The organism is Nonomuraea sp. NPDC050328 (assembly GCF_044459405.1).
Taxonomy (GTDB): domain Bacteria; phylum Actinomycetota; class Actinomycetes; order Streptosporangiales; family Streptosporangiaceae; genus Nonomuraea.
In genome coordinates, this window is the sequence record NZ_JBITIW010000011.1 from 54,853 (window position 1) to 76,120 (window position 21,268).

Genomic DNA, 21,268 nt, shown 5'->3' on the forward strand with positions numbered 1-21,268 from the left:
AACGGTGCCAGATCAGCGGCTTGGGGTTTCGCTGGAACCGAATCCCTGGTTGGGGTCATGCCGACAGGCTAGGATCTCGCCTGGTCGTTCACAATGTGGAAAGCGCTCCGTTGATGGACGATCGGATCGTTCACCTGGATACGGTTTTAGAAGTGACCGGTCATTTCGGCCGGGTGGAGATACGGCGCCGGCTTGGGGTCGAGCAGGGACACCACCCGGTCCTTGATGGCATAGGCGAAGAGATGGTTGCCCAGCGGGTTGTAATGTCCCGCGCCGTCGACGAAGAACTGGCTCAGGTATTCGTCGAAGCCGAGCCGGTACTTCCGGTGGCCCCGCAGGTGCACCTCGTTCATGTCGAAGTACGCGAGGTCCTCCCGCCGGAGATGGTCCACGACGTCCTGGTCATGGCGACGCTCCTGGCGATGCACCTGCCGGACCGAACGCACCGGATCGGACAGCGCCACCAGCACCTTCCGTCCATGACGCGCGGCCCAGGCCGTGACCTTCTCCAGGATGTGGACGCTGGCCCGCTGCGCGTAGCGGTCCAGCAGGTCGCCTGTCTCGGGCAGGGACACGCTCGGAGGAAACCCGAGCAGCTCGGCCAGCCGGGCGACCTTGGCCTCGTCCACGTCGCTGACCCTGCCGCGATGGTGGAGGAAGAGTTGCAGGGCGAGTTCGTCGCGGTAGGCGTCGTGGATCCACTGTGCGTCTGTCAGGCGCTCCAGCGACTCGACGGTGGGGAAGGGGTTGTCTCGTTCGATCATGGCGCCGCTGTCGAGGTCGATCGCGATACTCGGCGCCGACAACGTGAGGACACCCTTGGCCTGCGGCAAGTGCCGGATCAGCGGCATCGACCTGCCGAGCAGGCTCCGGGTCGAGTCGTCTCCCCAGATGTAGAAGATCACCAGCTCGGAAGGGTTCTTGCTCTCCTCCAGGACCATGCGGCGATAGGTCTGGTAGACGCTGCCGCCGCCGACGCCGAAGTTCCGTATCGGCTCCCGGAGGTGCCCGGCCAGGTACTCCTGCCAGCACTCGCCGTCGTTCACCTGATCGCCGTGGGTGAAGCTGTCGCCGTAGGTGCTGATCCGCGCCACGCCGTCGGCGTGCACGAACGAACGCCGCGCCCCATCGTCCCGCACCTGGACGAAGACGGCGCTGCCGTCGATCCCGCCGGGCAGCCAGACGCCGGGGAACTCCGCCCCGCCACCGGGAATCACGTAGTCACGCTCGACGAAACCCAGATGGGGATCGAGCGCCCAGCGCGAGCGACCCTCCAGCGACCGGGACAGGTCCTCAGAGGTGATGGCGCAGCCGCTCAGGTAGTCGGCGTAAGTCGGTGCGGCTTCATTGATCATCGTGCCCCGCCCACGCCTGCCGGCAGGACCAGGTCCAGTCGCGCGCCGGGCTCCACCGTGTGCACGAGGCCGCCGTGGCGCAGCCGCAGGCGCGCGGTGGGGCGGGCCGACCAGTGCAGCGCCTGGTCCTGCCGTCGCCACCGAACCTCGACCGTGCCTCCGCCAGGCAGCGGGAGCCGGCCGGATGCCCCGGTTCGTTCGCCGGTGAGCAGGTCCAGGCGCAGCCCGCCGTCCGGCTCCACCCAGAGCCCGAGCAGCATCCGCGACAGCAGCCAGGTCGGGGTGCCGGACCACTGGTGGCACCGGCTCCACCGAGGGTCGAAGTTCTCCCACCACGTCGTGGCCCCCTGGTCGAGCAGCCAGCCGTACAACCGCTCGATCCGGGTGAGCACCTCGTGCGCCCGGCCGCGCCGGGCCAGCTCCACGAGCGAGAAGTGCAGGAAGTACGGCGTGGCGAAGCGCGTGCCCGTGGCGAGGTGGCTGGACAGCCGTGGTCCGGCGGGGTCGAGGGGGAAGCAGGAGTCGAGGTGGCCGAGCACCATCTGGACGGCTGCCGGCTCGGCGCTCGCCGGCAGCACGCCGGTTCGCAGCGCCAGCGCCGCGGCGTGGTAGCCGAGCGGCTCGGCGGACGTGCGCCGGGCCAGCGTCTCGCGCAGCGCTGCGGCGGCGTCGCCGGCGGCCGCGGCGTCACCGTGCTTCACCTCGCGCAGCCAGCGGGCCGAGGCGTCCAGGCCGTCGAGGGCCAGCAGCGAGATCGACAGGCCGTCGTCGGCCGCGCCCCAGTCCACGAACGGCCAGGGGAGGGGCCCCTCGACACCGGTCGCGCCGAGGCGGACGCGGAAGGCCGCGGCGTTGCGCGCCGCGGCGGGCGCCAGCTCGCCGAGCAGTTCGTCGCTGCCGGTGAGCGCGGCGTGCCGCAGGACGGCCCCTGGCCACAGCGCGGAGTACGACGCGAGGTGCCGCGGGGAGCCGGGACCCTGACCGGCCACGAACCCGTCGTCGTCGGCGCAGGCCGCCGCGGTCCGCAGCGAGCGCGCGATGATCCGCAGATCCCCGTGCGAGACGGCGGCGATCTCCATCCCGACCACGGCGTCGCCGAGCCACTGGCCGCGCTCGCGGACCGGGCAGTCGACGAGCGCGTCCTCCGAGCAGGCCCGCAGCGTGTCGACGCCGACCTGCCAGATGCGGTCGAGCCTGGGTGACCCGGTCACCAGGCCGCCGACCGGCTCGGCCGGGACGCTGCCGCGCTCGTCCCAGCGCAGTTCGCCGATGCGGGCCCGCGAGTCCAGCACGTGCACCTCGACCCAGCGCCCGGCGCGCGGAGAGACCGGTCCCAGCCGCTGCTGACCGCCCGCGGCGACGTAGTGGTCGAGGTTGGCCGACAGGCCGTTGCTCATCGAGATCCACGGCGTGACCCGGCCGTCGACGAGGTCCTCGCAGTAGACGAGGTCGACGGCTGCGCCCGCGGGCGCGCTGATCTCGACGCTGGGCCGGCCGAGCCGGACGCGACCGAGGTCGAAGCGCGCCCACACGCCCTGCGCGGGCACCTGCCCGTCCGGCGCCAGTTGCCGGGCGAACAGCGCGGCGGCGGGGTCGTCCTCGAAGAGCAGCAGGCGCTCGACCAGGTCCCCCTCCGCCGCGCGGCCGGCGGTGAGGGGCGTCCAGGACACCGGCGGGCCGGTGTCGGGTAGGGGGGTGGGCAGGCCGGGCACCGGCACCGCGGGAGCCCAGGCGTCGGCCGCGAGGTCGGGGCCTGTCCACGCGGGCAGCTCTCGCATGTCGCACCACTCGACGAAACCGAGGTTGTCGTTGAGGCGGCGGACCCTCGACCGGTAGCCGGGCAACCGCGTTGCCCGCCAGTCGAGGCCGGGGCTCCCGTCCACCTCGACCCACAGGTGCGGCGGCACGACCGCCGCCTGTTCGGTCGGCACGCCCGGGTGCACGACGTGGAAGGCCAGCACGTGCGGGCCGGAGGCCAGGTCGAGCGGGACCTCCACGTGTTCCGGGCGGCCGGCGGGGGCGCGCGGCGGGCCTTCGGCGACGGGTGTCCCGTCCACGTACAGCACCGCCCACCACGAGGCGGAGAAGCGCACGACGAGGCGGCGCGCCTCCGGCAGGTCGGCCACCGCGCGGACGCCCACATGGGCGTCGACCTCCACCCCGGAAGCCGTGCCGTCCGTCCAGAGATGTGTCATGAGGTCCCCTCGGGTCGTACGGCGACGGCGACGGCGTCGAACCGGTCGGGCAGGTGGATCGTGAGCTCCGTCCCGCCCACCAGCTCCTCCGGTACGGCTCCCGCGGGAAAGCTCCGCACGCGGTAGCGCTCCCCGTCGCGTAGCCCGTGCAGCCGCACCCGCAGCCGGTCGTCCTCGCAGTCCTGCCGCCACACGCCGAGCAGGCAGCCGGCCTCGGAGAAGACCTCCAGAGCCGTCACCGCCTCGGTGCGGTGCAGCGGCTGCTCCTGCCCGTGCCGGCGCACCGAGGACCCCGCGAGCAGGTCGGCCGAGGCGTTCGCGAAGGCCACCGCCTCGGCCATCAGCGCCCGCCGGGACTCGTCGAGGCGGTCCACCGGCCCGCTCAGGGTCATCCGCCCGAGCAGCCCGGTGACCAGGCGGTATCTCGTCTCGGCGAGGCTCAGCTCCGGCTCGAGAACGGCCCAGCTGACCGCCTGCGCCGGGTGCAGCACGTCGAGCACCGCCCGCAGCACGTTGGGGAAGCTGCGCCAGCCACCGGGCCAGTGGCCGTGGTCGCTGACGCTGCCCAGATGGGTGCGCGACAGCAGGCCGTAGTCGGTTCGCCCGCCGCCGCTCGCGCAGTTCTCCAGCACGACGTGCGGGTGCCGGGCGCGCAGCCCGTCGAGCACCTCCTGCCAGCCGGCGGCGAGCGCGAGCGCGCCCTGCCCCGGCCCGTGCGGCGGCGCGTCCGGTCCCGGGACGACCTCGGTGTTGTAGTCGAACTTGAAGTAGGCGTAGCCATCGCCGACGAGCCCGTCCAGCACGCCGGCCAGGTGCTCACGGACCACGGGCAGCCGCAGATCGAGGAACGCGCGGCCGGCGTCCAGCAGCGGCCGCCCGTCGCGCTGCAGCAGCCAGTCCGGGTGCTCGTCCACCAGGTGCGAGCCGAGCCCGGCGACCTCGGGCTCGAGCCAGATGCCCGGCACCAGCCCGCCGTCCCTCAGCTCCCCGGCCAGGGCTTTCATGCCCTCGGGGAAACGGCTCTCGTCGTGCGTCCAGTCACCCGCCAGGGTCCACCAGGTGGCCACCTCCCCCTCGGGCGTCTGCGGCGAGTACCAGCCGGCGTCCAGGACGAACGTCTCGACGCCGGTGCCCGCCAGCGCGGCGGCCTGTGCCGCGACGGTCGAGGCGTCGAGCGTGTTCATCGTCGCGTGGTACTCGTTGTAGACGACGCCGCGCCGCGGCTCCCGAGGCGCCTGGTGCAGCCGGCGGTGCCGGTGGAAGGCGTCGACCACCTCCGCGCGGTCGCCCTCCACCACGCCGACCACGACCGGCACCGTCTCCAGCCGCTCGCCCGCGCCCAGCACGTGCCGCCAGTGCCCACCCGCGTGGTTGGGCCCGCCGGCCTGCGTGTAGACCGTGCCGGACTCGGCGCCGACCTCCATGCGCCAGCTCGCGGAGGAGTCGACCTGCATGCCGTACGAGATGCCCGTCGCGCGGTCCTCGAGCACGTAGAACGGCAGGAGGTGCTTCGACGACCACGAACCGGTCGTCTCCACCGACCAGGCGTTGATGCAGGACACCGGGTACAGCCCGGCGTCGGTTACCGGCCGCGACCGCAGGGCGCCTTCCCAGCACCAGCCACCGTCGTAGGTGTGCAGCCACAGGGCGTCGAAGTCGCCGTGCGCGGCCAGGCCGCGCAGCAGGCCGCTGCTGACGTGCTCGACGGTCAGCGGTCCCTCGGCGGCCCGGACGCCGGTCCAGCGGGTCAGGCAGGACGAATCGGGCCTGGCCACGAAGTGCAGGTCCATCTGGAGGCCTCGTGCGCCCGTCGAGCTGATGACGACGTGCAGGCCGCCGTCCGGCAGCCGTTCGGCCCGATGGCTCTGGACGGTGGTGCTCCACGTGCTGCCGCAGCCCGTCCACCGGGTGCCGTGCTGGGGGAGCGGGCGGTCGTCCCCGGCCAGATGCAGCTCGACCTCGGCGCCGAGAGGGCCGGTCAGGTCGAGCCGGTGGCTCGGGGCGAACCCGGCCTGGCGTGCCGTACCGGCGATGTCGACCGCGTGCACCACGCCGGCGGTGCTGAGCAGGAGCAGCGACCCGTCGGTGTCGAGCTCGGGGCGGCTCACCACCGGCGCTCCTTCAGCGCGGCGGCCAGCGGAGCGTCCAGGAAGAACAGGTCGTTGCCCGCCGTGGCGGACTCTCCCGGGGCGATGGGACCGAAGGCGCTGGCGGCGTGGATGCAGGAGTACTCCCTGTTGTGGAACAGGAACGCCGCCGGACGGCCGACGGTGGCGACGGTGCGGGTGCCGTCGCGGCTCTGCACCGCCAGCCACGGGTCGAGGACGACGTCGGGTGTGGCGCGGAAGCCGGCGACGAACGGCAGGTCCGTCGCCGGTGGCGCGCCGGTGGTCGAGTAGAGCTGTACGGCGGGGCGGGTGCTGTGCCGGCGGGGCACGGAGAGCAGGGGCACGGGCTCGCCGGCGATGCCGGTCCAGTGCCTCTCGCAGTCGTGGTCCCGGACGTCCCAGGCGTCGCCGCAGGCCAGGCAGTTGAAGGCCAGGGCGTGCCGCCAGGGGCGGTCGCTCTCGTTCGTCAGGGTGTAGGAGACCACGACGGCGTCGTCGCCGGACAGGTCGACCGTCATCCGGTAGGCCAGCTCGCCGGGCCGGCGTCCGGTCGCCTGCCAGAGGCGGGCGTCCGGCTGCTCCCACTCCGGCACGAGCGTGGTGTACCAGACGGCGGCCGCGGCGTCGCCGATGGCTTCCGGGAAGGCGAGGGAGAAGCGGGCGCCGGGAAAGGCGGGCACCTCGCTCAGCCAGGCGCTCATGGTTCCTGCGATGGGCTCGAGCTTCATCATCTCTTCCTCAGCTGCTTCGCGCGACGCGGAAGCCGATGTAGTCCGTGCGGTTCAGCGCCCAGCCCGACTGCCCGACCGCCGCCACCCGCAGGTTGACCGGGGCCGTCGTCAGCCAGCTACCGCCCTTGACGATCGCGGTCGCGGGGTCGGGCTGGTCGGCGGTCCACTCGGCGACGTTGCCCGACAGGTCCAGGACGCCGAACGGGCTGGCCCCGGCCGGCCGCGATCCGGCCGGAGCGGTGCCGAGCGCGCCGTAGTGGGCCGACGACGGCGCGAACTCGTCACCCCACGGGAAGAGGCGGCGGTCGTCGCCCCGCGCCGCGCGCTCCCACTCCGCCGCCGACGGCAGCCGCACCCCGGCCCACGCGGCGAAGGCGTGGGCGTCGTGCAGGCTGACGTGCGTGACGGGGTGATCGGCCAGGTCCGGCGGCGGGGCCGAGCCTTGCCACCAGCCGGGCGCCTCGCCGCCGCCGTCGGCGACGAAGCAGGCCCACTGCTCGTTGGTGACGGGCGTGCGGCCGATGTCGTACCCGGGCAGCTCGACCCGGGCGCCGGGCACCTCGCCGTCGAACCAGGACGGGTGCAGGCCGAAACGCTCGGCGAACTCGTCGACCTGCGTGCTCAGGGTCCCGGTCCGCGCGGTTCCCGGCGGGATGCGGACCAGGTCCAGCTCCAACTTGCTCGGCACAGTGCTCCTTCTCGTACGGCGAAGCCGGGGTTCTAGAAGTCGATGGTCAGCGTGGACTGCTGGGCGTGGCGCAGCTTGACGAACGTGGTGCCGTTCGCGCCGTGCTTCCACCCCTCCGGGGCGGCGTCGAGATCGGTGACCGGCGGGAGAGTGCGGCCGTCGACCTGGACGGCACGCGGGCTGGGAAGGCCGGTGACCAGCAGTTGCGACGCGTGCCCCGCGAAGAACCCCAGCCGGGCGGTCAGCCTGGACGAGGTGCGCTCGGCGCTCAGCACGTCGGCGGCGGTGGAGATCCGGGTGTTCGGGTGGATCAGCGCGGTCTGCACGTCGACGGGGTGGCCGAGAAGCATGACGACGGGCTTGAGGATGTCGTCGGGGTTGAGGTCGAAGTCCTTCACCGGCGTGTTCGGGACCAGCAGCCAGCTGTCGGGGTAGCCGCCCTTGTAGGGCTCGGTCGTCCGCTGCTGGTGCAGCGCGCTGATCACGATGGCTTCGGCTATCCGGCGCCACGGGAACCCTCCGATGTCGGCGGGCAGGTGGAACGGCTTGGTGCAGGACGGGTCGGCGACGGCGTCGAGGAGGCTGAGCAGGAAGTAGGCGTAGACCAGGCCCACCCACTGCACCGGCCGGCCGAACCACGGGATGGTGAACATCGTCGCGCCGTAGTCGGAGATGGAGGCGTACGGCATGTACGGCCGGTCAGGCGCCGACCACGCGTACAGGAACGGCAGCCCGGTCCGCGCCCAGTAGATCGCCCGGTCCAGGTGCCGGGTGTCCCCGGTGAGCCGGTACGCCTCGGTGTAGGCGGCGATGCCGTACGAGGAGCCGAGCAGCGTGGGGGTGTGGATCGGCATCTCCCAGACGCCCACGGCGCGTGGCACGTCGAACTGCTCGATGAAGGCGAGCGCGCGCATGCCCGCCTGATGGGCGACGGGGTCGCCGGTGAGCCGGGCGTAGCGCAGGAGGCCGTGCGCGTGGACGGTCGAGACGCCCATGATCTCGGTGCCGGGCACGCCCAGGATCTCGTCTTCCTTGTCCTTGGGGTTGAAGGCCCAGCCGCCGGACGGCAACTGCGAGTTGATCCTCGCGTCCCTGTTCTTCTCGAACTCGGCGATGGCGCCCTCGAGATGGCCGAGGTAGAACGGCGCGTGGAACCAGCCGCTGTAGGTGCCGTCCATGTTCCCCAGCGCGCTCGGGCCGTTGTTGGTGAGGACGCTGACCACGAATTCGTGCACCCGGGTGAGCGCGGCGGAGTCACCGGTCAGGAGCCCGGCGAGGTGCAGGTTCACCGCGTACGGCACGTACTGCATCGCCTGCTGCCCTGACCACGCCGCCCACCCCTTGACCGCCGGGTCCCAGTAGGAGTCGAGGTAGGCGTGCCGGACGAGCGCCAGCTCGTCCGTCCAGGTGAACGGCATCGTCGCGGGTTCGGGGACGCCGTGCAGCGAGTACCAGTCCTCGACGGCGGTGAGGACGTCGGCGGTGGGGTTGACGACGAAATCGGCGGTGACGGAGAGCGGCCGGCCGGCCGCCGCGCTGTAGGGTGTCGTCGCCCAGGGCGCGTTCTCCGCGACTTGGTCGGGCACGGCCGGGACGAACAGCGACAGCAGATGGTTGGCCTGCCCGGCGAGCCAGTTGGGCGAGGCGAACCGCGCGCTGGGGTATCGGTTCTGGCCGTCCCACTGCTGGTTCGTGTCCCAGGCGAGCGAGACGGTCGAACCGCCCGCGGAGATCGCCATCACCGGGACGGTGACCCTCAGCGGATGCGGTGTCGTCCGGAGGCTGTCCGGCGGCCACACATCGAGGGTGCTCGACGATCTCTCGCCGGCGACGAGCCATTCCAGCCCGGGGAAGAGCCCCATGTGCTTGGGCTTGCCGAAACTGCCCTCGCCCGCGGTGAGCGAGGGGCCGCCGAAGGCCAGGAGCCTCGCCTGACGGTCGGGCGTGATCGAGTACGTGGCCTGGATGGCGCGCGCGGCTGTGCCGGCGTCGTCGGCCACGGGCCGGGCGGCGAGCCGTACCCGCGCGGTCCACCGCACGCCGTCGGCATCGGTCACCTGCCCGGTCAGGACGACATGGTCGGCGGCCAGCTGAGCGGTGTCCGGGACGATCGGCAGCAGCTTGACGCCGTCGGCGGCGGGGCCGATGAGGTAGCTCAGCGGCTGGGCGGTCGCCATGCGCCGCCACTCCTGGCCGTGCCGGACGTCGAGGAGGAGCTGGGCGTAGCCGCCGGAGCCGCGCACGACGATCGCGCGGACGTTCTTGTTCTGCAGGTGCACGTGCCCTTGCTGGTCCTGGAAGACGTGCACGCCGCTCGGCCACCAGTGGGCGGACGGAGGCGCCACGGGGACGACGGGCAGGATCGCGCCGAACTGCTGCCGGCTGCCGGGCGCCTCCAGGTCGAACGTGGCCACGCCGGGCACGTCGGTCGCCGGGCGGGCCGTCCACAGCAGTTGCGCCTTGCCGTCCGGCTGGATGACGGGAGCCGTCTGTGTCGCGTTTCCCGTGACCAGGCTCACCCCGTTCGGCAGCGTGAGCTTCGCGGGGAAGGCCACGGACGGCTCGCCGCCGACGTTGGACACCTGGACGGCCAGGGTGAGCTCCTCGCCGGGGCGGACCGAGCCCGGCCGGACGATGAGCGGCGCGATCGCGATCCTGGCGCCGAGCCGGTCGATGCGGATGTAGTCGAACTCGATCTCGGCGCCGTCGGCGGCCGGCGGCTCCCGGTCCAGCCGGAAGACCTTCACCGTTCCCTGCTGCCACAGCGCGTTCTTCGCGGCGAGGTCCACCGTGTACTCGTGGAAGGCGCCGTCGGCCTTGATCGGGATCTCGATCAGCTTGTCCACGCCGAGCGTCGGGGACTTGTCGGTGGCGAAGTAGACCGCGATGCTCTCGCCGGAGGTCGCCCGCATCCGGAACCGGAGAATGCGGTCGCGGATGCCGTTGAGGTTCAACGGCGGCGCGGTCATGTAGGGGTCGAAGCCGGTGACGCTGGTGCTGAGCGTGCCGCCGCGCACGACGAACGGCGCCAGCCCTTGCGCCGCCGTCCAGCCTTCGGCGTTGCCGTCGGTGTTGAACTCCCACGCCACCGCCGTGCCGGTGGTGGTGATCGGCTGGACGAACAGGCCCCGGGCCGAATCGAACTCCCAGAGCCCGGCCGCGGCCGACTCGGCGGACTCGGCGGCGTCGGCCGCGGTGACCCTGAAGAAGCCGCTGCCGAGCACGGCGACGGTGCCCATGCCGCTCAGCTGGAGGAACTGCCGCCGTCCGATGCCGTTGGTGCCCATGGCTCCGACCTTTCGTTCGCTGGGGGGTGAGCCGCGTGAGCGGCTGGGGGAGATCGATCACGCCGTGATCACCGGAAGGGCCCGGGGAGACGGGACGGCATCAGCGGAGGCGTGGGCGTCGAAGGATCTCCCGGAGTCGAGCCATCAGGCGGAGGGGACGTCCCCGCCTGTCTCGACATCCAGACTCGGGCAGGTTGCCGGGGCGCGACATGGCGAAACAGGTCGATAGCTGGACGATCCTGTCAACATGCCGCTTGTCGGTCACAGGACGTGCTGGGTGCGCCGCCAGCCCTGGGGCGACTGGCCGACGTGCCGCCGGAACAGGCGGGAGAAGTAGTACGGGTCGGCGACGCCGCACCGGCGGGCGACCTGGCCGACCGTCAGGCCGGTCGTCCGTAACAGCTCCTGCGCCTGGGCGATCCGCCGCCCGGCGACCCAGCCCATCGGCGAGGTGCCGAGGTGCTCGCGGAAGCGGCGCGCGAGCGTGGCGACGCCGCAACCCGCCACGCTCGCCAGCTCGCCGATCGTGAGCTGGTGGTGCAGCTCCTGGTCGATGTACTGCAGCACCCGGCGCAGGTCGTCGGGCACGAGCGGTCCGTACGGAGGCCCGGACGGGCGGTGCACCTCCGACAGCTCGCGGACGACCAGCGTCCCGAGCGCCCGCATCAGCGGCTCGTCCGGCACGCCGCGACGGAACACCTCGACCGCGTACAGGGAGAGATCCAGCAGGTGCGGGCGTTCCTCGACGGAGGAGACCACCACCGAGCCGCCGGGAAGGACCGCGCCGTCGCGCCGCCACCCGCATCCCATCAGCGGATGGTCCAGGTCGTGCGGAACGCCGGCCTCCACCGGCCGCCCTGGATCGTGCTCCGGAATGAGATGGGTGCCGACCAGCAGGAAGGGGTCCACCGTGTCCGCGGCGTACTCGATCGAGCGCCCCCACGGCAGGATGAGGAGGGCCCCGGGTCTCACCAGGTGATGGTGTCCGTTGACCCAGATCCGACCGCCCCCGCTCCGGCAGATGAGGATCATGCGTGACTCCACCCGCGCGTGCCGCAGCCGCCTGTCCGGCGGGAACTGGTACACGTTCGACTGGCTCACGACCGGGAACGGCGCCGCGCTTACCATGGGCAGATTGTCCAGCGAACCACCGCTTTGTGTCACCACTCCGGCGGACAATCGCGCCGACTGCCCGGGGCATCGATCCGATCGTCCATGAACGGAGCGTTTCGAGCATTGTTCGGCGCGAAGCCGCGATCTTAGCCTTCCGGACATGACCCGTCCCAGGGATTCCGTCCCAGCCGACCGCCCTGCCTCCGGCCCCGCTGATTTGGCGCCGTTCGACGACTCCACCGACCTCCTCGGCGTTCCCGGCGAGCTCCGGGCCCGAGCCGAGCGCGACGGGTACCTGTTCTTCCGCGGGCTGCTCGATCCCGAGCCGATTCTGGAACTGCGCTCCAAGGTCCTCGATGTGCTGGCCAGGCATGGCTTGCGCGCCCCGGATGCCGGTCCTCTCGGCGGCAGGCTGGACCTTGCCCGGCTCGCCGAACTGCCCGCCGAGCGGATGCGCGCCGACATCGGCGTCACCGCCGACATCTATGCCGACCTGCAGAAGTTGCCCCAGCTGCACAGGCTCCCGCACCACCCGTCGCTGCTGGAGGTCTACCGGATCCTGCTCGACACCGACGAGGTGTTCGTCCATCCCCGGCACATCATGCGGGCGATGACCTCGCACCCGGCGACCGGCGCGACCCCACCCCACCAGGACTTCCCGCTGGTCCAGGGCACCAGCTCGACCTGGACGAGCTGGTTCCCCATCGGGGACTGCCGGCTCGGGAACGGTCCGCTGGCCATCCTGCGCGGCTCCCACCGGCAGGGCTGCCTCCCGGTCGGCACCGGCGCCGGCGACGGGCACTGGACCAGTTGGGGCGCCCAGTTGTGCGCGGAGGAGACCGACTGGGTCGGCGGCGATTTCGCCGTGGGAGACGTGGTGACCTTCCCCAGCTTCACGGTCCATCGGTCGCTGCCCTCGGCGGTCAGAGACGAGATCCGCATCTCCATGGACGTCCGATACCAGCGCAGCGACGACGTGATCGAAGCCCGCTCGCTGACCAACCACGCGGAGCGGCCCTGGGACGAGATCTATCAAGGCTGGTCCGGCGAGGACGCGGACCTGATGTATTACTGGCGCCCGGAGCGGCTCTCCTACACGCCCTGGGACGATTCGCTCGTCGAACCCGGCGCCCGCCGGATCTGCTGATCAGGCCTGAGGATCGGCACGAGAGGACCTGCCATGTGCTGCGACGACGAGTTGTCCCCCGAGGCCGGCGAGGCGCTCGCGCGCTACCGCGCGTTGCTGGCCGCCTCGCCGCTGGACTGGGGAGCCGAAGCGCCCGACGTCATGCTGGACGTCCTGGACCTGGCCCGCCGCTGGGGCGTGCCGGCCCTCGGCCCGGTGCTCGCCGCGATGGGGGAGGAGCGGCGCGTCGACCGCGCCGCCGCGCTCCGGCTGCTCGTGGCCGGGGACGCGGCCCTGCCTCCCGGCGTGGTCGTCGTCGACGTCCTGACCGAAAGGGTGAGGTACGGCGAGCCGCTGCACGTGCTCGACCGCTCCTCCGGCCCCGGCACCTGGTGCCCCGGCGGCGTGCTGGTGGTCGTCGTGAACGACACGCCCCACGCGGTCGACGTCACGGGAGCGGCCGGGACGTGGACGGTGGCAGCCGGATCCGTCGGCCGGGTGGAGGTGGAGCCGAAGCCGGGACTCGGCGCGCTGCGGGCCGCTGCGGTGCGGGTCGACCTGTCGCCCGCCGTGCGCCGCGTGCCGGTCAGCGTGCTGGAGCTCTCCTCCGCCGTACCCGTCCGATGGACCGTCGTCGATGCGGCGGGCCAGCCGTGGGCGCCCGCCGGGGGCCGGGTGAAGTACGACGTCCACGACCGGCCGTTCTTCCACGCGCGGGAGGCGACGCTCGAGGTGCCCGCCGGTGTGGTGCGAGTGACCGCCGCGCGAGGTATGGAGCACACCTCGGTCTCGGAGCGGGCCGACCTGCCCGCCGGCCGCACGACGCGGCTGCACCTGGAACCGCAGCGCTGGTGGGACGGCGACGGCGGCGGCTGGAGCGGCGCGGACCTGCACGTGCACGCCAACTACTCCGGCGACCAGGTGGTCTCGCCGCACGACGCGGTCCTCATGCAGCAGGGCGAGGGCCTGGACCTGATGGGCCTGGTCGCCGGCAACTGGCACGGGGACGAGATCTACGACCAGGCGCTCGTGGAGAGCCGGCTGGGGCGGCCGCTACGCCACGAGTACGGCACGACGGCCTTCGGGATCGAGTTCCGCAACGACCTGCTGGGGCACTTCCACGCCACGGGCGGCCACACCGCACCGGCTCGCTGGGCGACCGGGCACGAGGGCAGCTCGCACCCCTGGGACTGGCCGGCCAACGCGGAGACGGCGGCCGAGCTGCGGGCGGGCGGCGCGGCCATCGGCTACTGCCACCCGGTGGTCCGCCCGTTCCCCCCGGATGCCGAGTCGGCTCGGGACCACCTCTTCGACTGGGTGATCCGGTCGGTGGAGGCGCGGGAGCTGGTGGTGGACGCCGCGCTGGGCCTGGTCGACAGCATCGATCTGCTGTTCTCGGCCGACCCTTCCGGTCCGGCCGAACTGTGGTACCGCCTGCTGGGGTGCGGGCTGCGGCTCGCGCCGACGGCCGGCACCGACGTCTTCCTGTCCTTCAGCCGGGCCGCCGCCTTCTCCGGGCCGCCGGGTTCCGGGCGGGTCTACGCGTGGACGGGTGGTGACCACGATCCGGTGGCGTTCAGCCGCGCCCTGCGCAGCGGCCCGGTGGTCGTCACGAACGGGCCGTGGGTCCGGCTGCGGGTGGACGGGCAGGCCGAGGGCGGCCGGCTCGACGGCCCGGCCGGGCGGCGCGTCCACCTGTCGGCGGCCGCGTACGGCCCGCACGCCCGCCGGCTCGACGTGGTCACGGCCGGCGGGCGCGTGCTGGGCTCGGCCGAAGGTGACGGCCCGCTCGCGGTCTCGCTCGACCTGGAGGTCCAGGAGGCGACCTGGGTGGCGGCCCGCTGCACGGGCGAGGCGCATCCCGACGTGCTGGCCGACCATGCGTGGTCGCACACCGGCGCCACCTGGCTGGACGTCGACGGGGCCGGGGTACGGCGGGAGCCGGACCTGGCCTTCTGCCGCCGGTGGCTGGACCTGCTGGCGAGCTTCGTGCGGAAGCACGGCCGCTTCCACGACGAGCGCCAGCAGGCCGACCTGCTCAGGACGATCGACGCCGCCCGCCCCTTCTACGCCGCGGGCGCCCCTACCTCAGCGCCGGGAACAGGTCTCCGGTGAGGCGGTCACCCTTGCGCAGGCCGAGCGGATCGGTGACGACGTGGGGGGTGCCGGAGTAGGTCGTCTCCGCGTCCATGAAGATGACCACGTGCGCCAGGCGGGCGAGGTCCGTCCGGTTCGGCAGGGCCATGTGCGGGGTGTAGCTGTGGTGGAAGGTGCAGTCGCCCGCCCGCAGCGGCACCGTCACCCGCCGGCTCCACCGCAGGTCGGGGGCGAGCTGGAACAGGTCCTCCTCGTCCCACAGGTCCTGGGGGCGCAGCGAGGTCACCTCGTGCGCCTCCGGGATGAACGTCATGCAGCCGCGCTCCGGCGGCACGTCGACCAGGGCGATCCAGGCGGACAGGGCGTGCCGCGAGCCGGCGTGCGGCCAGTAGGGCTGGTCCTGGTGGAACTCGGTGGCCACCTCGTTGTGCGGCTCCTTGACGAGCATGTGGTCGTGCCAGATGCGCAGCGGGATGCCGGCGAGCCGTTCCGCGGTCTCGGCGAGCTTCGGGTGGAGGGTGAGCTCGCGCATCACCGGGTCCTGCTGCCAGACGTTGACGAGCTGGCTGAACACGGCCCCCATCGTGCTCTGGCCGCGGTGTTCCTTGAGGAACCGCTCGGCGGCCGACCTGAAGTGCTCGACCTCGTCCCGGTCCAGCAGGCCGGGGACTCGGACGAATCCGTTCTTTCGGTATTCCTCGATCATGTCGATCAGCGTCGCGTTTCGCTGATGGTCGCGGCCAGGGGGATTCCGACCGCTCGCCGTACGATTCCGACATGTCGGTGACCCTGCACGAGCGGGAGCTGTTCGGGGGCGGGCCGGTGCTCGCGGGGGTCCACACGCTGATGGGCGAGCTCGAATCGCACGGGCACGACTTCGTGGAGATCGCCGTCATCGGCGAGGGGCGCGGCACCCACCTGAGCGTTCACGGAGGGCACGAGCTCCGCCGCGGCGACGTGATCGTGCTGCGGCCCGGCGCGTGGCACGGCTTCAGCGGGTGCGACGCGCTCACCGTGGCCAACTGCTGCGTCTCGGCCGCCGCCCTGCGCGCGGAGTTCGCGCTGCTGGAGCAGGTGGGGGCGATCCACCGGTTGCTCTGGACGGACCCGGTCGCCGAGGGCGCTCGCGGGGTCCTGGTGACCAGGACGGATCCGGACGCCGCGCTGGAGGCGATCTCGGAGATCCGGCGGCTTTCCGCGGAGCCGTACCAGCGGCTCGGCGAGGCCCGGCTGCTCGGGCGGCTGCTCACCGTGCTCGGGACGCTGACCGACGGGCGCGACCCCGTCCCGCCGGCTCCCGGGCATCCGGCGGTGCGGGCCGCCAGCGGCCTGCTGGCCCGGGAGCCCGCCAGGGCGTGGACGATGGACGCCCTGGCCGCTGCCGTCCGCCTCGACCCCGACTACCTCGGGCGCCTGTTCCGCCGGCACCTGGGGCTGTCGCCGCTGGCGTACCTGGCCAGGATCCGGGCCGAGCGGGCCGCCACCCTGCTGCTCCACACCGACCTGCCGGTCGCCCGGGTGGGCGCCGAGGTCGGCTGGAGCGACCCGACCTACTTCGCCCGCCGTTTCCGCTCCCTGGTCGGGCTCACCCCCAGCCAGTACAGGAACCCTCAGGCCGCGAACCGGGCTGTCACCGCTTCGGAGTGACGCGCAGCAGCCGCCGAATCCAGATGATTCTTGGACGTTTTCCCGCCCCGTGTCGGCGATGCCATCACCCCTTGTCGAAGGCCGGTCACCGGGAGCCGTGAGCCGGGCACAGCGGCCCGGCCGGCGGGGCGGGCGCGTTTGCGCAGGCTCTCCAGGGAAGCCGAAGCAGGCACCCACCGCATGGCAGAGGAGCACCCAGTGAGCGAATTTCCCTCGGCGAGCCGTACCGAATATCCCGAGTCCGGCTCCACATCCGGCACGGTCGATCGTGCCAAGCAGGCCGCGAGCGAGACCGCGCACACCGCGGCCCAGCAGGCCCGCAACGTCGGCGGCGAGATCAAGACCCAGGCCGGCCAGGCGGTCGGCCAGCTTCGAGGACGGCTACGCGACCAGGCTGACGCCCAGAGCCGCCGCGCCGCCGAGAAGCTTCGGTACTGGGCCGACGACCTGAACGGCATGACCGACGGCGCCAAGCCCGACAGTCCCGTCCAGGGCGTGCTGAGCCAGGTCGCCGGCACCGGGCACCGCGCGGCCGACTACCTGGAGGAGCGCGGTCTCGGCGGCGCCGTGAGCGACGTGCAGGACTTCGCGCGCCGCCGCCCCGCCGTCTTCCTGGCCTGCGCGGCCGCGGCCGGGTTCCTGTTCACCCGCATCGCCAAGGCGGGCGCCAAGGTCGCCCAGGAGGACCAGCAGGACTCGCGCGAGACCCTCCCGGTGGTCCCCGGCACCGCCACGACGACCCCCACGACCCCCACGACCACGGGCTACGGGGTGACCACGGCCTCGCCGTACTCCAGCCCGGCGGCCCCCACCACGACGCCGGCGCCGGCCGAGCCGTACCCGTCGCCCCGGTATCCGGAAGGTGACGTCCGATGAGCACGCCAGGTCCGCAGCCCTCGCCCTCGCTGGGCGACCTGGTCGGCGACCTCGGCAGTGACCTGTCGAAGCTGTTCCGCCAGGAGGTGGAGCTGGCCAAGACAGAGATCCGCGAGGAGGCCGCCAAGGCGGGCAAGGCCGCCGGCATGCTCGGCGGGGCGGGCGTCGCGGGCTGGATGACCGCGCTGTTCGCGAGCCTGGCGCTGGTGTGGGGGCTGGACGCCGCCATCGACGCCGGCTGGGCCGCGCTCATCGTGACCCTGCTGTGGGGCGCGGTCGCGGCGGCGCTGTTCGTGACGGGCCGCAAGAAGCTCCAGACCGTCTCGCCGGTGCCGGAGAAAACCGTACAGACGCTGAAGGAGGACGCGGCGTGGGCACGCGATCTGAAGAGCTGAAACAGGAGATCGAGCAGACGCGGGCCGAGATCGCCCGAGACGTCGACCGGCTGGCCGACAAGACCAGCCCGGCCCAGATCCTCCAGCGCCGGGCCGAACGCGTCAAGATCGCAACGAGAAACCTCAAGGAGCGCGTGATGGGTACCACCGGGCACGCCGGCGAGCGGCTGCACGACACGGCGGACAGCGTGCGGCACAACCTGTCCGAGGCCGGCGGCGCGGTGCGCGACACCACCTCGCACGCGGCCGACGCCGTCAAGGACGGCGCCTCGCGGGCCGCGGACGCCGTCAAGGCCGCCCCGCAGCAGGCGATGCGGAAGACGCAGGGCAACCCGCTCGCGGTGGGCCTGATCGCCTTCGGCGTCGGCGCCCTGGCCGCGGCCGTGATCCCCGAGACGCGGGCCGAGCGGCGCGCCGCCCGGCAGGTCAAGGAGCAGGCGGGCGAGTACATCGAACCGGTCGTCGACTCGGTCAAGGAGTCGGCCCAGTCGCTCGGCCAGGAGGTCAAGACGACCGCCCAGGAGGCGGGCCGGCAGGTCAAGGAGGCGGCGGGCGACGCCGTCCAGGCGACCAAGGAGCACGCGCAGGACCAGGTGTCGACGGTCCGCGACCAACGCTGAGTGACCACTCGGACCAGGAGCCGGGCGAAGGCGGTCTGATTCGCCCGGCTCTCGCACGTCCAGATGACGCAGCGACAGCGAGCTTGTGCCACTTCAGGATGGGTAGTCCCCTCCTGTCACACGTTGGAGGGAACATGTCACAGACAGTCATCGATCTCATCATGGCCGACCACCGCGATGTCGAGCAGCTCTTCGACAAGCTCAAGCGGCAGCCGGAGAACCGGCCCGCGCTCCTCGCCGAGCTGGCCGCCAAGTTCGTCGCCCACGCCCGCGCAGAGGAGGCGAAGGTCTACCCAGAGCTGGCCAAGGCCGACCCGTCCGAGCGCGGCGAGGTCCACCACGGCGTCGAGGAGCACCACGAGGCCGAGGAACTGCTGGCCAAGCTCATGCGCTCCGACCCCGACCGGCCGGAGTTCCTCGATGTGCTGAAGGACCTGGAGAAGGCCGTCAGCCACCACGTCGAGGAGGAGGAGAGCGAGATCCTTCCCGCCCTGGCCAAGGCCATCCCGGCCGACCGCCTCGTCAAGATGGGCCGCGTGTTCAGCCAGGCCAAGGCCGAGGAGCTCGCCACTCCGCCCAAGCCGGCCGGCCGTACGAAGGCGGAACTGCTGGAGCAGGCCAAGGAGAAGGGCCTGAACGGCTACAGCTCCATGACCAAGGACGAACTGATCGACGCGCTCAGCGTCTAGAACTCGGGGAACGCTTTCATGCCCAAAGACACCAACCCGCTGGCCAAGGCCGTGGACAAGGCCGTCGACAAGCTCACCGACGCCGTGACCGACCACGGACCTGCCGCCGAGATTCCCGGACGCCCGGGAGCCGAGCCGCCGAGCCTCGACGAACCGGTCGAGCCGCGCGGCCCGCTGCCGCCCAAGCCGGACCAGCGCGGACCGGACCCGTTCACCGCGACCGGGCAGCCCTCGGGCGACACCCCCGAGAGCCGCGCCCAGGGCGGGCCCTTCCTGACGACCGCCACCGGCACGCGGCTGCCCGACACCGACCACTCGCTGAAGGCCGGTCCGCGTGGCCCGGTGCTGCTGCGCGACCACCACCTGCGCGAGAAGATCACCCACTTCGACCACGAGCGCATCCCGGAGCGGGTCGTGCACGCCCGCGGCGCGGCGGCGCACGGCGTCTTCCAGTCGTACGGCACAGCCGCGTCCATCACCAAGGCGGCCTTCCTGGCCAAGGACGCCGAGACGCCGGTGTTCGTGCGCTTCTCCACGGTGCTGGGCTCGCGCGGCTCGGCCGACACGGTGCGCGACACCCGCGGCTTCGCGACGAAGTTCTACACCGACGAGGGCATCTTCGACCTGGTCGGCAACAACATCCCGGTGTTCTTCATCCAGGACGGGATCAAGTTCCCCGACATCATCCACGCCGGCAAGCCGCACCCGGATCGCGAGATCCCGCAGGCCCAGAGCGCGCACGACACGTTCTGGGACTTCGTGTCCCTGCACACCGAGGCCACCCACCACACGCTCTGGAACATGTCCGACCGCGGCATCCCGCGCTCGTACCGGACGATGGAGGGCTTCGGCGTCCACACCTTCCGCCTGGTCGCCGCCGACGGCGGCACGGTGCTGGTGAAGTTCCACTGGAAGCCGAAGGCCGGCGTGCACTCGCTGGTGTGGGAGGAGGCGCAGCTCCTGGGCGGGGTCGACCCCGACTTCCACCGGCGCGACCTGGCCGACGCCATCGAGGCCGGCGCGCATCCGCAGTGGGAGCTCGGGGTGCAGATCTTCCCCGACACGCCGGAGCAGACCTTCGAGGGCATCGACCTGCTCGACCCGACGAAGATCGTGCCGGAGGAGCTCGCGCCGGTGCAGCCGATCGGGCTGATGACGCTCAACGCCAACCCGGTCAACTACTTCGCCGAGACCGAGCAGGTCGCCTTCCACGTCGGGCACCTGGTGCCGGGCATCGACGTGACCGACGACCCGCTGCTGGCCGGGCGGCTGTTCTCCTACCTGGACACGCAGATCACCCGGCTGGGCGGGCCGAACTTCAACCAGCTCCCGATCAACCGGCCGCACGCGCCGGTCAACGACATGCTGCGCGACGGCATGCACCAGACCGCCGTGCACGCCGGGGCCGCGCCGTACCGGCCCAACTCGCTCGACGGCGGGTGCCCCTTCCACACGCCCGACGGCTACGTGGAGGTGCCCGTGCCGGTGGAGGCGGCGGCGCGCGGACGGGTGGCGCCCGCGTCCTTCGACGACCACTTCAGCCAGCCGCGGCTGTTCTGGCTGAGCCTGTCGCCGGTGGAGCAGGAGCACGTCATCGCCGCGTACACCTTCGAGCTGAGCAAGGTCTACGAGCAGGCGATCAAGGAGCGGCAGCTCCTGGTGCTGGCCCGGATCGACCCGGTGCTGTGCCGGGAGGTCGCGGCCGGGCTCGGCCTGCCGGTGCCCGGCGGCGCGCCCGAGGGCGATCCGATGCCCAGCCCGGCGCTGTCCCAGGTGGGCAAGGCGTGGCCGACGGCGGGACGGATCGTCGGCATCGTCGCCGGCCCCGACCTCGACGCGCTCCGGACCGTACGGCAGGCGGTGCTCGACGGCGGCATGGTGCCGCTGATCATCGCGCCGACCGGCGGCACCCTGGCCGGCGACGGCGACCCGATCACCGTGCAGCGCACCTTCGCGGCGGCCCGTTCGGTGGAGTTCGACGCGATCCTCGTCGCCGGTGCTCCGGCGCCGGGCGCGGACGCCCAGGGCGCTCGTGACGCCAAGGCCGGTGTGCCCGGCCCGGTCGACCCGAGGGTGGCGCTGTTGCTCAACGAGGCCTACCGGCATGCCAAGCCGCTCGGCGGCTGGGGCCAGGCCGGGGACGCGTTCGCCGCGGCGGCCGTTCCGGCGGGGGCGCCGGGCGTGGTGCTCGGCGACTCGGCCACCGCCGTCCTGGAGGAAGTGACGGGGCTGCTGGCCCTGCACCGCGTGTGGGAACGCTTCCCGAGCGCTCTGGCCTAAGCCGGACCATCGCGACGCGGAGCGCAACCGTCTTCCATCGGGCGGTTGCGCTCCGCTCCTC

16 protein-coding genes are annotated in these 21,268 nt (G+C 72.5%); 8 read left to right on the top strand and 8 right to left on the bottom strand.

Annotated elements, in window-relative coordinates; genetic code table 11:
* Window positions 1-146 precede the first annotated feature (146 nt).
* From ACIBG7_RS34115 to ACIBG7_RS34145, 7 genes are all read right to left on the bottom strand, one after another.
* Entirely contained in the window at window positions 147-1,355 is a 1,209-nt protein-coding gene (locus ACIBG7_RS34115; protein WP_397338860.1) for a hypothetical protein, read from the bottom strand.
* Entirely contained in the window at window positions 1,352-3,550 is a 2,199-nt protein-coding gene (locus tag ACIBG7_RS34120) for a family 78 glycoside hydrolase catalytic domain (protein ID WP_397338861.1), read from the bottom strand. Before ACIBG7_RS34120 ends, ACIBG7_RS34115 begins: the two co-directional genes overlap by 4 nt.
* A complete protein-coding gene (locus ACIBG7_RS34125) occupies window positions 3,547-5,658 on the bottom strand; it encodes a glycoside hydrolase family 36 protein (RefSeq protein ID WP_397338862.1) in 2,112 nt (703 codons plus the stop codon). The genes ACIBG7_RS34120 and ACIBG7_RS34125 overlap by 4 nt, the downstream gene beginning before the upstream one ends.
* Window positions 5,655-6,359, bottom strand: coding sequence for a hypothetical protein (locus tag ACIBG7_RS34130; RefSeq protein WP_397338863.1), 705 nt, complete (start codon window positions 6,357-6,359; stop codon window positions 5,655-5,657). Before ACIBG7_RS34130 ends, ACIBG7_RS34125 begins: the two co-directional genes overlap by 4 nt.
* Before the next feature lie 37 nt (window positions 6,360-6,396).
* Window positions 6,397-7,077, bottom strand: coding sequence for a formylglycine-generating enzyme family protein (locus ACIBG7_RS34135; protein WP_397338864.1), 681 nt, complete (start codon window positions 7,075-7,077; stop codon window positions 6,397-6,399).
* Window positions 7,078-7,109: 32 nt separating this feature from the next.
* The gene (locus tag ACIBG7_RS34140; RefSeq protein ID WP_397338865.1) at window positions 7,110-10,364 is read right to left on the bottom strand and encodes a hypothetical protein; all 3,255 of its coding nucleotides are present in this window, start codon (window positions 10,362-10,364) and stop codon (window positions 7,110-7,112) included.
* 261 nt (window positions 10,365-10,625) lie between these two features.
* Entirely contained in the window at window positions 10,626-11,336 is a 711-nt protein-coding gene (locus tag ACIBG7_RS34145; protein WP_357925763.1) for an AraC family transcriptional regulator, read from the bottom strand.
* Between the two features lie 301 nt (window positions 11,337-11,637).
* Between ACIBG7_RS34145 and ACIBG7_RS34150 the strand changes: the two genes are divergently transcribed.
* Both ACIBG7_RS34150 and ACIBG7_RS34155 read left to right on the top strand, forming a co-directional pair.
* Window positions 11,638-12,624, top strand: coding sequence for a phytanoyl-CoA dioxygenase family protein (locus tag ACIBG7_RS34150; protein WP_397338866.1), 987 nt, complete (start codon window positions 11,638-11,640; stop codon window positions 12,622-12,624).
* A gap of 33 nt (window positions 12,625-12,657) precedes the next feature.
* Window positions 12,658-14,718: a CehA/McbA family metallohydrolase gene (locus ACIBG7_RS34155; protein ID WP_397338867.1), complete on the top strand. Its 2,061-nt coding sequence runs from the start codon at window positions 12,658-12,660 to the stop codon at window positions 14,716-14,718.
* Here the strand turns inward: ACIBG7_RS34155 and ACIBG7_RS34160 are convergent.
* Complete coding sequence (locus ACIBG7_RS34160) at window positions 14,687-15,406, bottom strand: phytanoyl-CoA dioxygenase family protein (protein WP_357925772.1); 720 nt, start codon at window positions 15,404-15,406, stop codon at window positions 14,687-14,689. The genes ACIBG7_RS34155 and ACIBG7_RS34160 overlap by 32 nt on opposite strands.
* Before the next feature lie 71 nt (window positions 15,407-15,477).
* On the opposite strand from ACIBG7_RS34160, the gene ACIBG7_RS34165 reads away from it, so the two are divergent.
* The 6 genes from ACIBG7_RS34165 to ACIBG7_RS34190 all read left to right on the top strand — a co-directional run bounded on the left by ACIBG7_RS34165 (window position 15,478) and on the right by ACIBG7_RS34190 (window position 21,207).
* Window positions 15,478-16,347, top strand: a complete 870-nt coding sequence (locus ACIBG7_RS34165; protein ID WP_397338868.1) for an AraC family transcriptional regulator — start codon at window positions 15,478-15,480, stop codon at window positions 16,345-16,347.
* 198 nt (window positions 16,348-16,545) lie between these two features.
* The gene (locus ACIBG7_RS34170; protein ID WP_357925776.1) at window positions 16,546-17,223 is read left to right on the top strand and encodes a hypothetical protein; all 678 of its coding nucleotides are present in this window, start codon (window positions 16,546-16,548) and stop codon (window positions 17,221-17,223) included.
* Complete coding sequence (locus ACIBG7_RS34175; protein ID WP_357925779.1) at window positions 17,220-17,618, top strand: phage holin family protein; 399 nt, start codon at window positions 17,220-17,222, stop codon at window positions 17,616-17,618. Before ACIBG7_RS34170 ends, ACIBG7_RS34175 begins: the two co-directional genes overlap by 4 nt.
* Entirely contained in the window at window positions 17,594-18,238 is a 645-nt protein-coding gene (locus ACIBG7_RS34180) for a DUF3618 domain-containing protein (protein ID WP_397338869.1), read from the top strand. The genes ACIBG7_RS34175 and ACIBG7_RS34180 overlap by 25 nt, the downstream gene beginning before the upstream one ends.
* Before the next feature lie 134 nt (window positions 18,239-18,372).
* On the top strand, window positions 18,373-18,927 hold the full coding sequence (locus ACIBG7_RS34185) for a hemerythrin domain-containing protein (protein ID WP_397338870.1): 555 nt from the start codon (window positions 18,373-18,375) through the stop codon (window positions 18,925-18,927).
* An 18-nt stretch (window positions 18,928-18,945) separates the two neighbouring features.
* A complete protein-coding gene (locus ACIBG7_RS34190; RefSeq protein WP_397338871.1) occupies window positions 18,946-21,207 on the top strand; it encodes a catalase in 2,262 nt (753 codons plus the stop codon).
* Window positions 21,208-21,268: the final 61 nt, after the last annotated feature.

Bases quoted from the DNA above. Each gene is read 5' to 3' on its own strand.
- ACIBG7_RS34155 (WP_397338867.1), top strand. From the start codon at position 12,658: ATGTGCTGCGACGACGAGTTGTCCCCCGAGGCCGGCGAGGCGCTCGCG.
- ACIBG7_RS34165 (WP_397338868.1), top strand. From the start codon at position 15,478: ATGTCGGTGACCCTGCACGAGCGGGAGCTGTTCGGGGGCGGGCCGGTG.
- ACIBG7_RS34175 (WP_357925779.1), top strand. From the start codon at position 17,220: ATGAGCACGCCAGGTCCGCAGCCCTCGCCCTCGCTGGGCGACCTGGTC.
- ACIBG7_RS34185 (WP_397338870.1), top strand. From the start codon at position 18,373: ATGTCACAGACAGTCATCGATCTCATCATGGCCGACCACCGCGATGTC.
- ACIBG7_RS34150 (WP_397338866.1), top strand. From the start codon at position 11,638: ATGACCCGTCCCAGGGATTCCGTCCCAGCCGACCGCCCTGCCTCCGGC.
- ACIBG7_RS34130 (WP_397338863.1), bottom strand. From the start codon at position 6,359: ATGAGCGCCTGGCTGAGCGAGGTGCCCGCCTTTCCCGGCGCCCGCTTC.
- ACIBG7_RS34115 (WP_397338860.1), bottom strand. From the start codon at position 1,355: ATGATCAATGAAGCCGCACCGACTTACGCCGACTACCTGAGCGGCTGC.
- ACIBG7_RS34160 (WP_357925772.1), bottom strand. From the start codon at position 15,406: ATGATCGAGGAATACCGAAAGAACGGATTCGTCCGAGTCCCCGGCCTG.
- ACIBG7_RS34140 (WP_397338865.1), bottom strand. From the start codon at position 10,364: ATGGGCACCAACGGCATCGGACGGCGGCAGTTCCTCCAGCTGAGCGGC.
- ACIBG7_RS34120 (WP_397338861.1), bottom strand. From the start codon at position 3,550: ATGACACATCTCTGGACGGACGGCACGGCTTCCGGGGTGGAGGTCGAC.
- ACIBG7_RS34190 (WP_397338871.1), top strand. From the start codon at position 18,946: ATGCCCAAAGACACCAACCCGCTGGCCAAGGCCGTGGACAAGGCCGTC.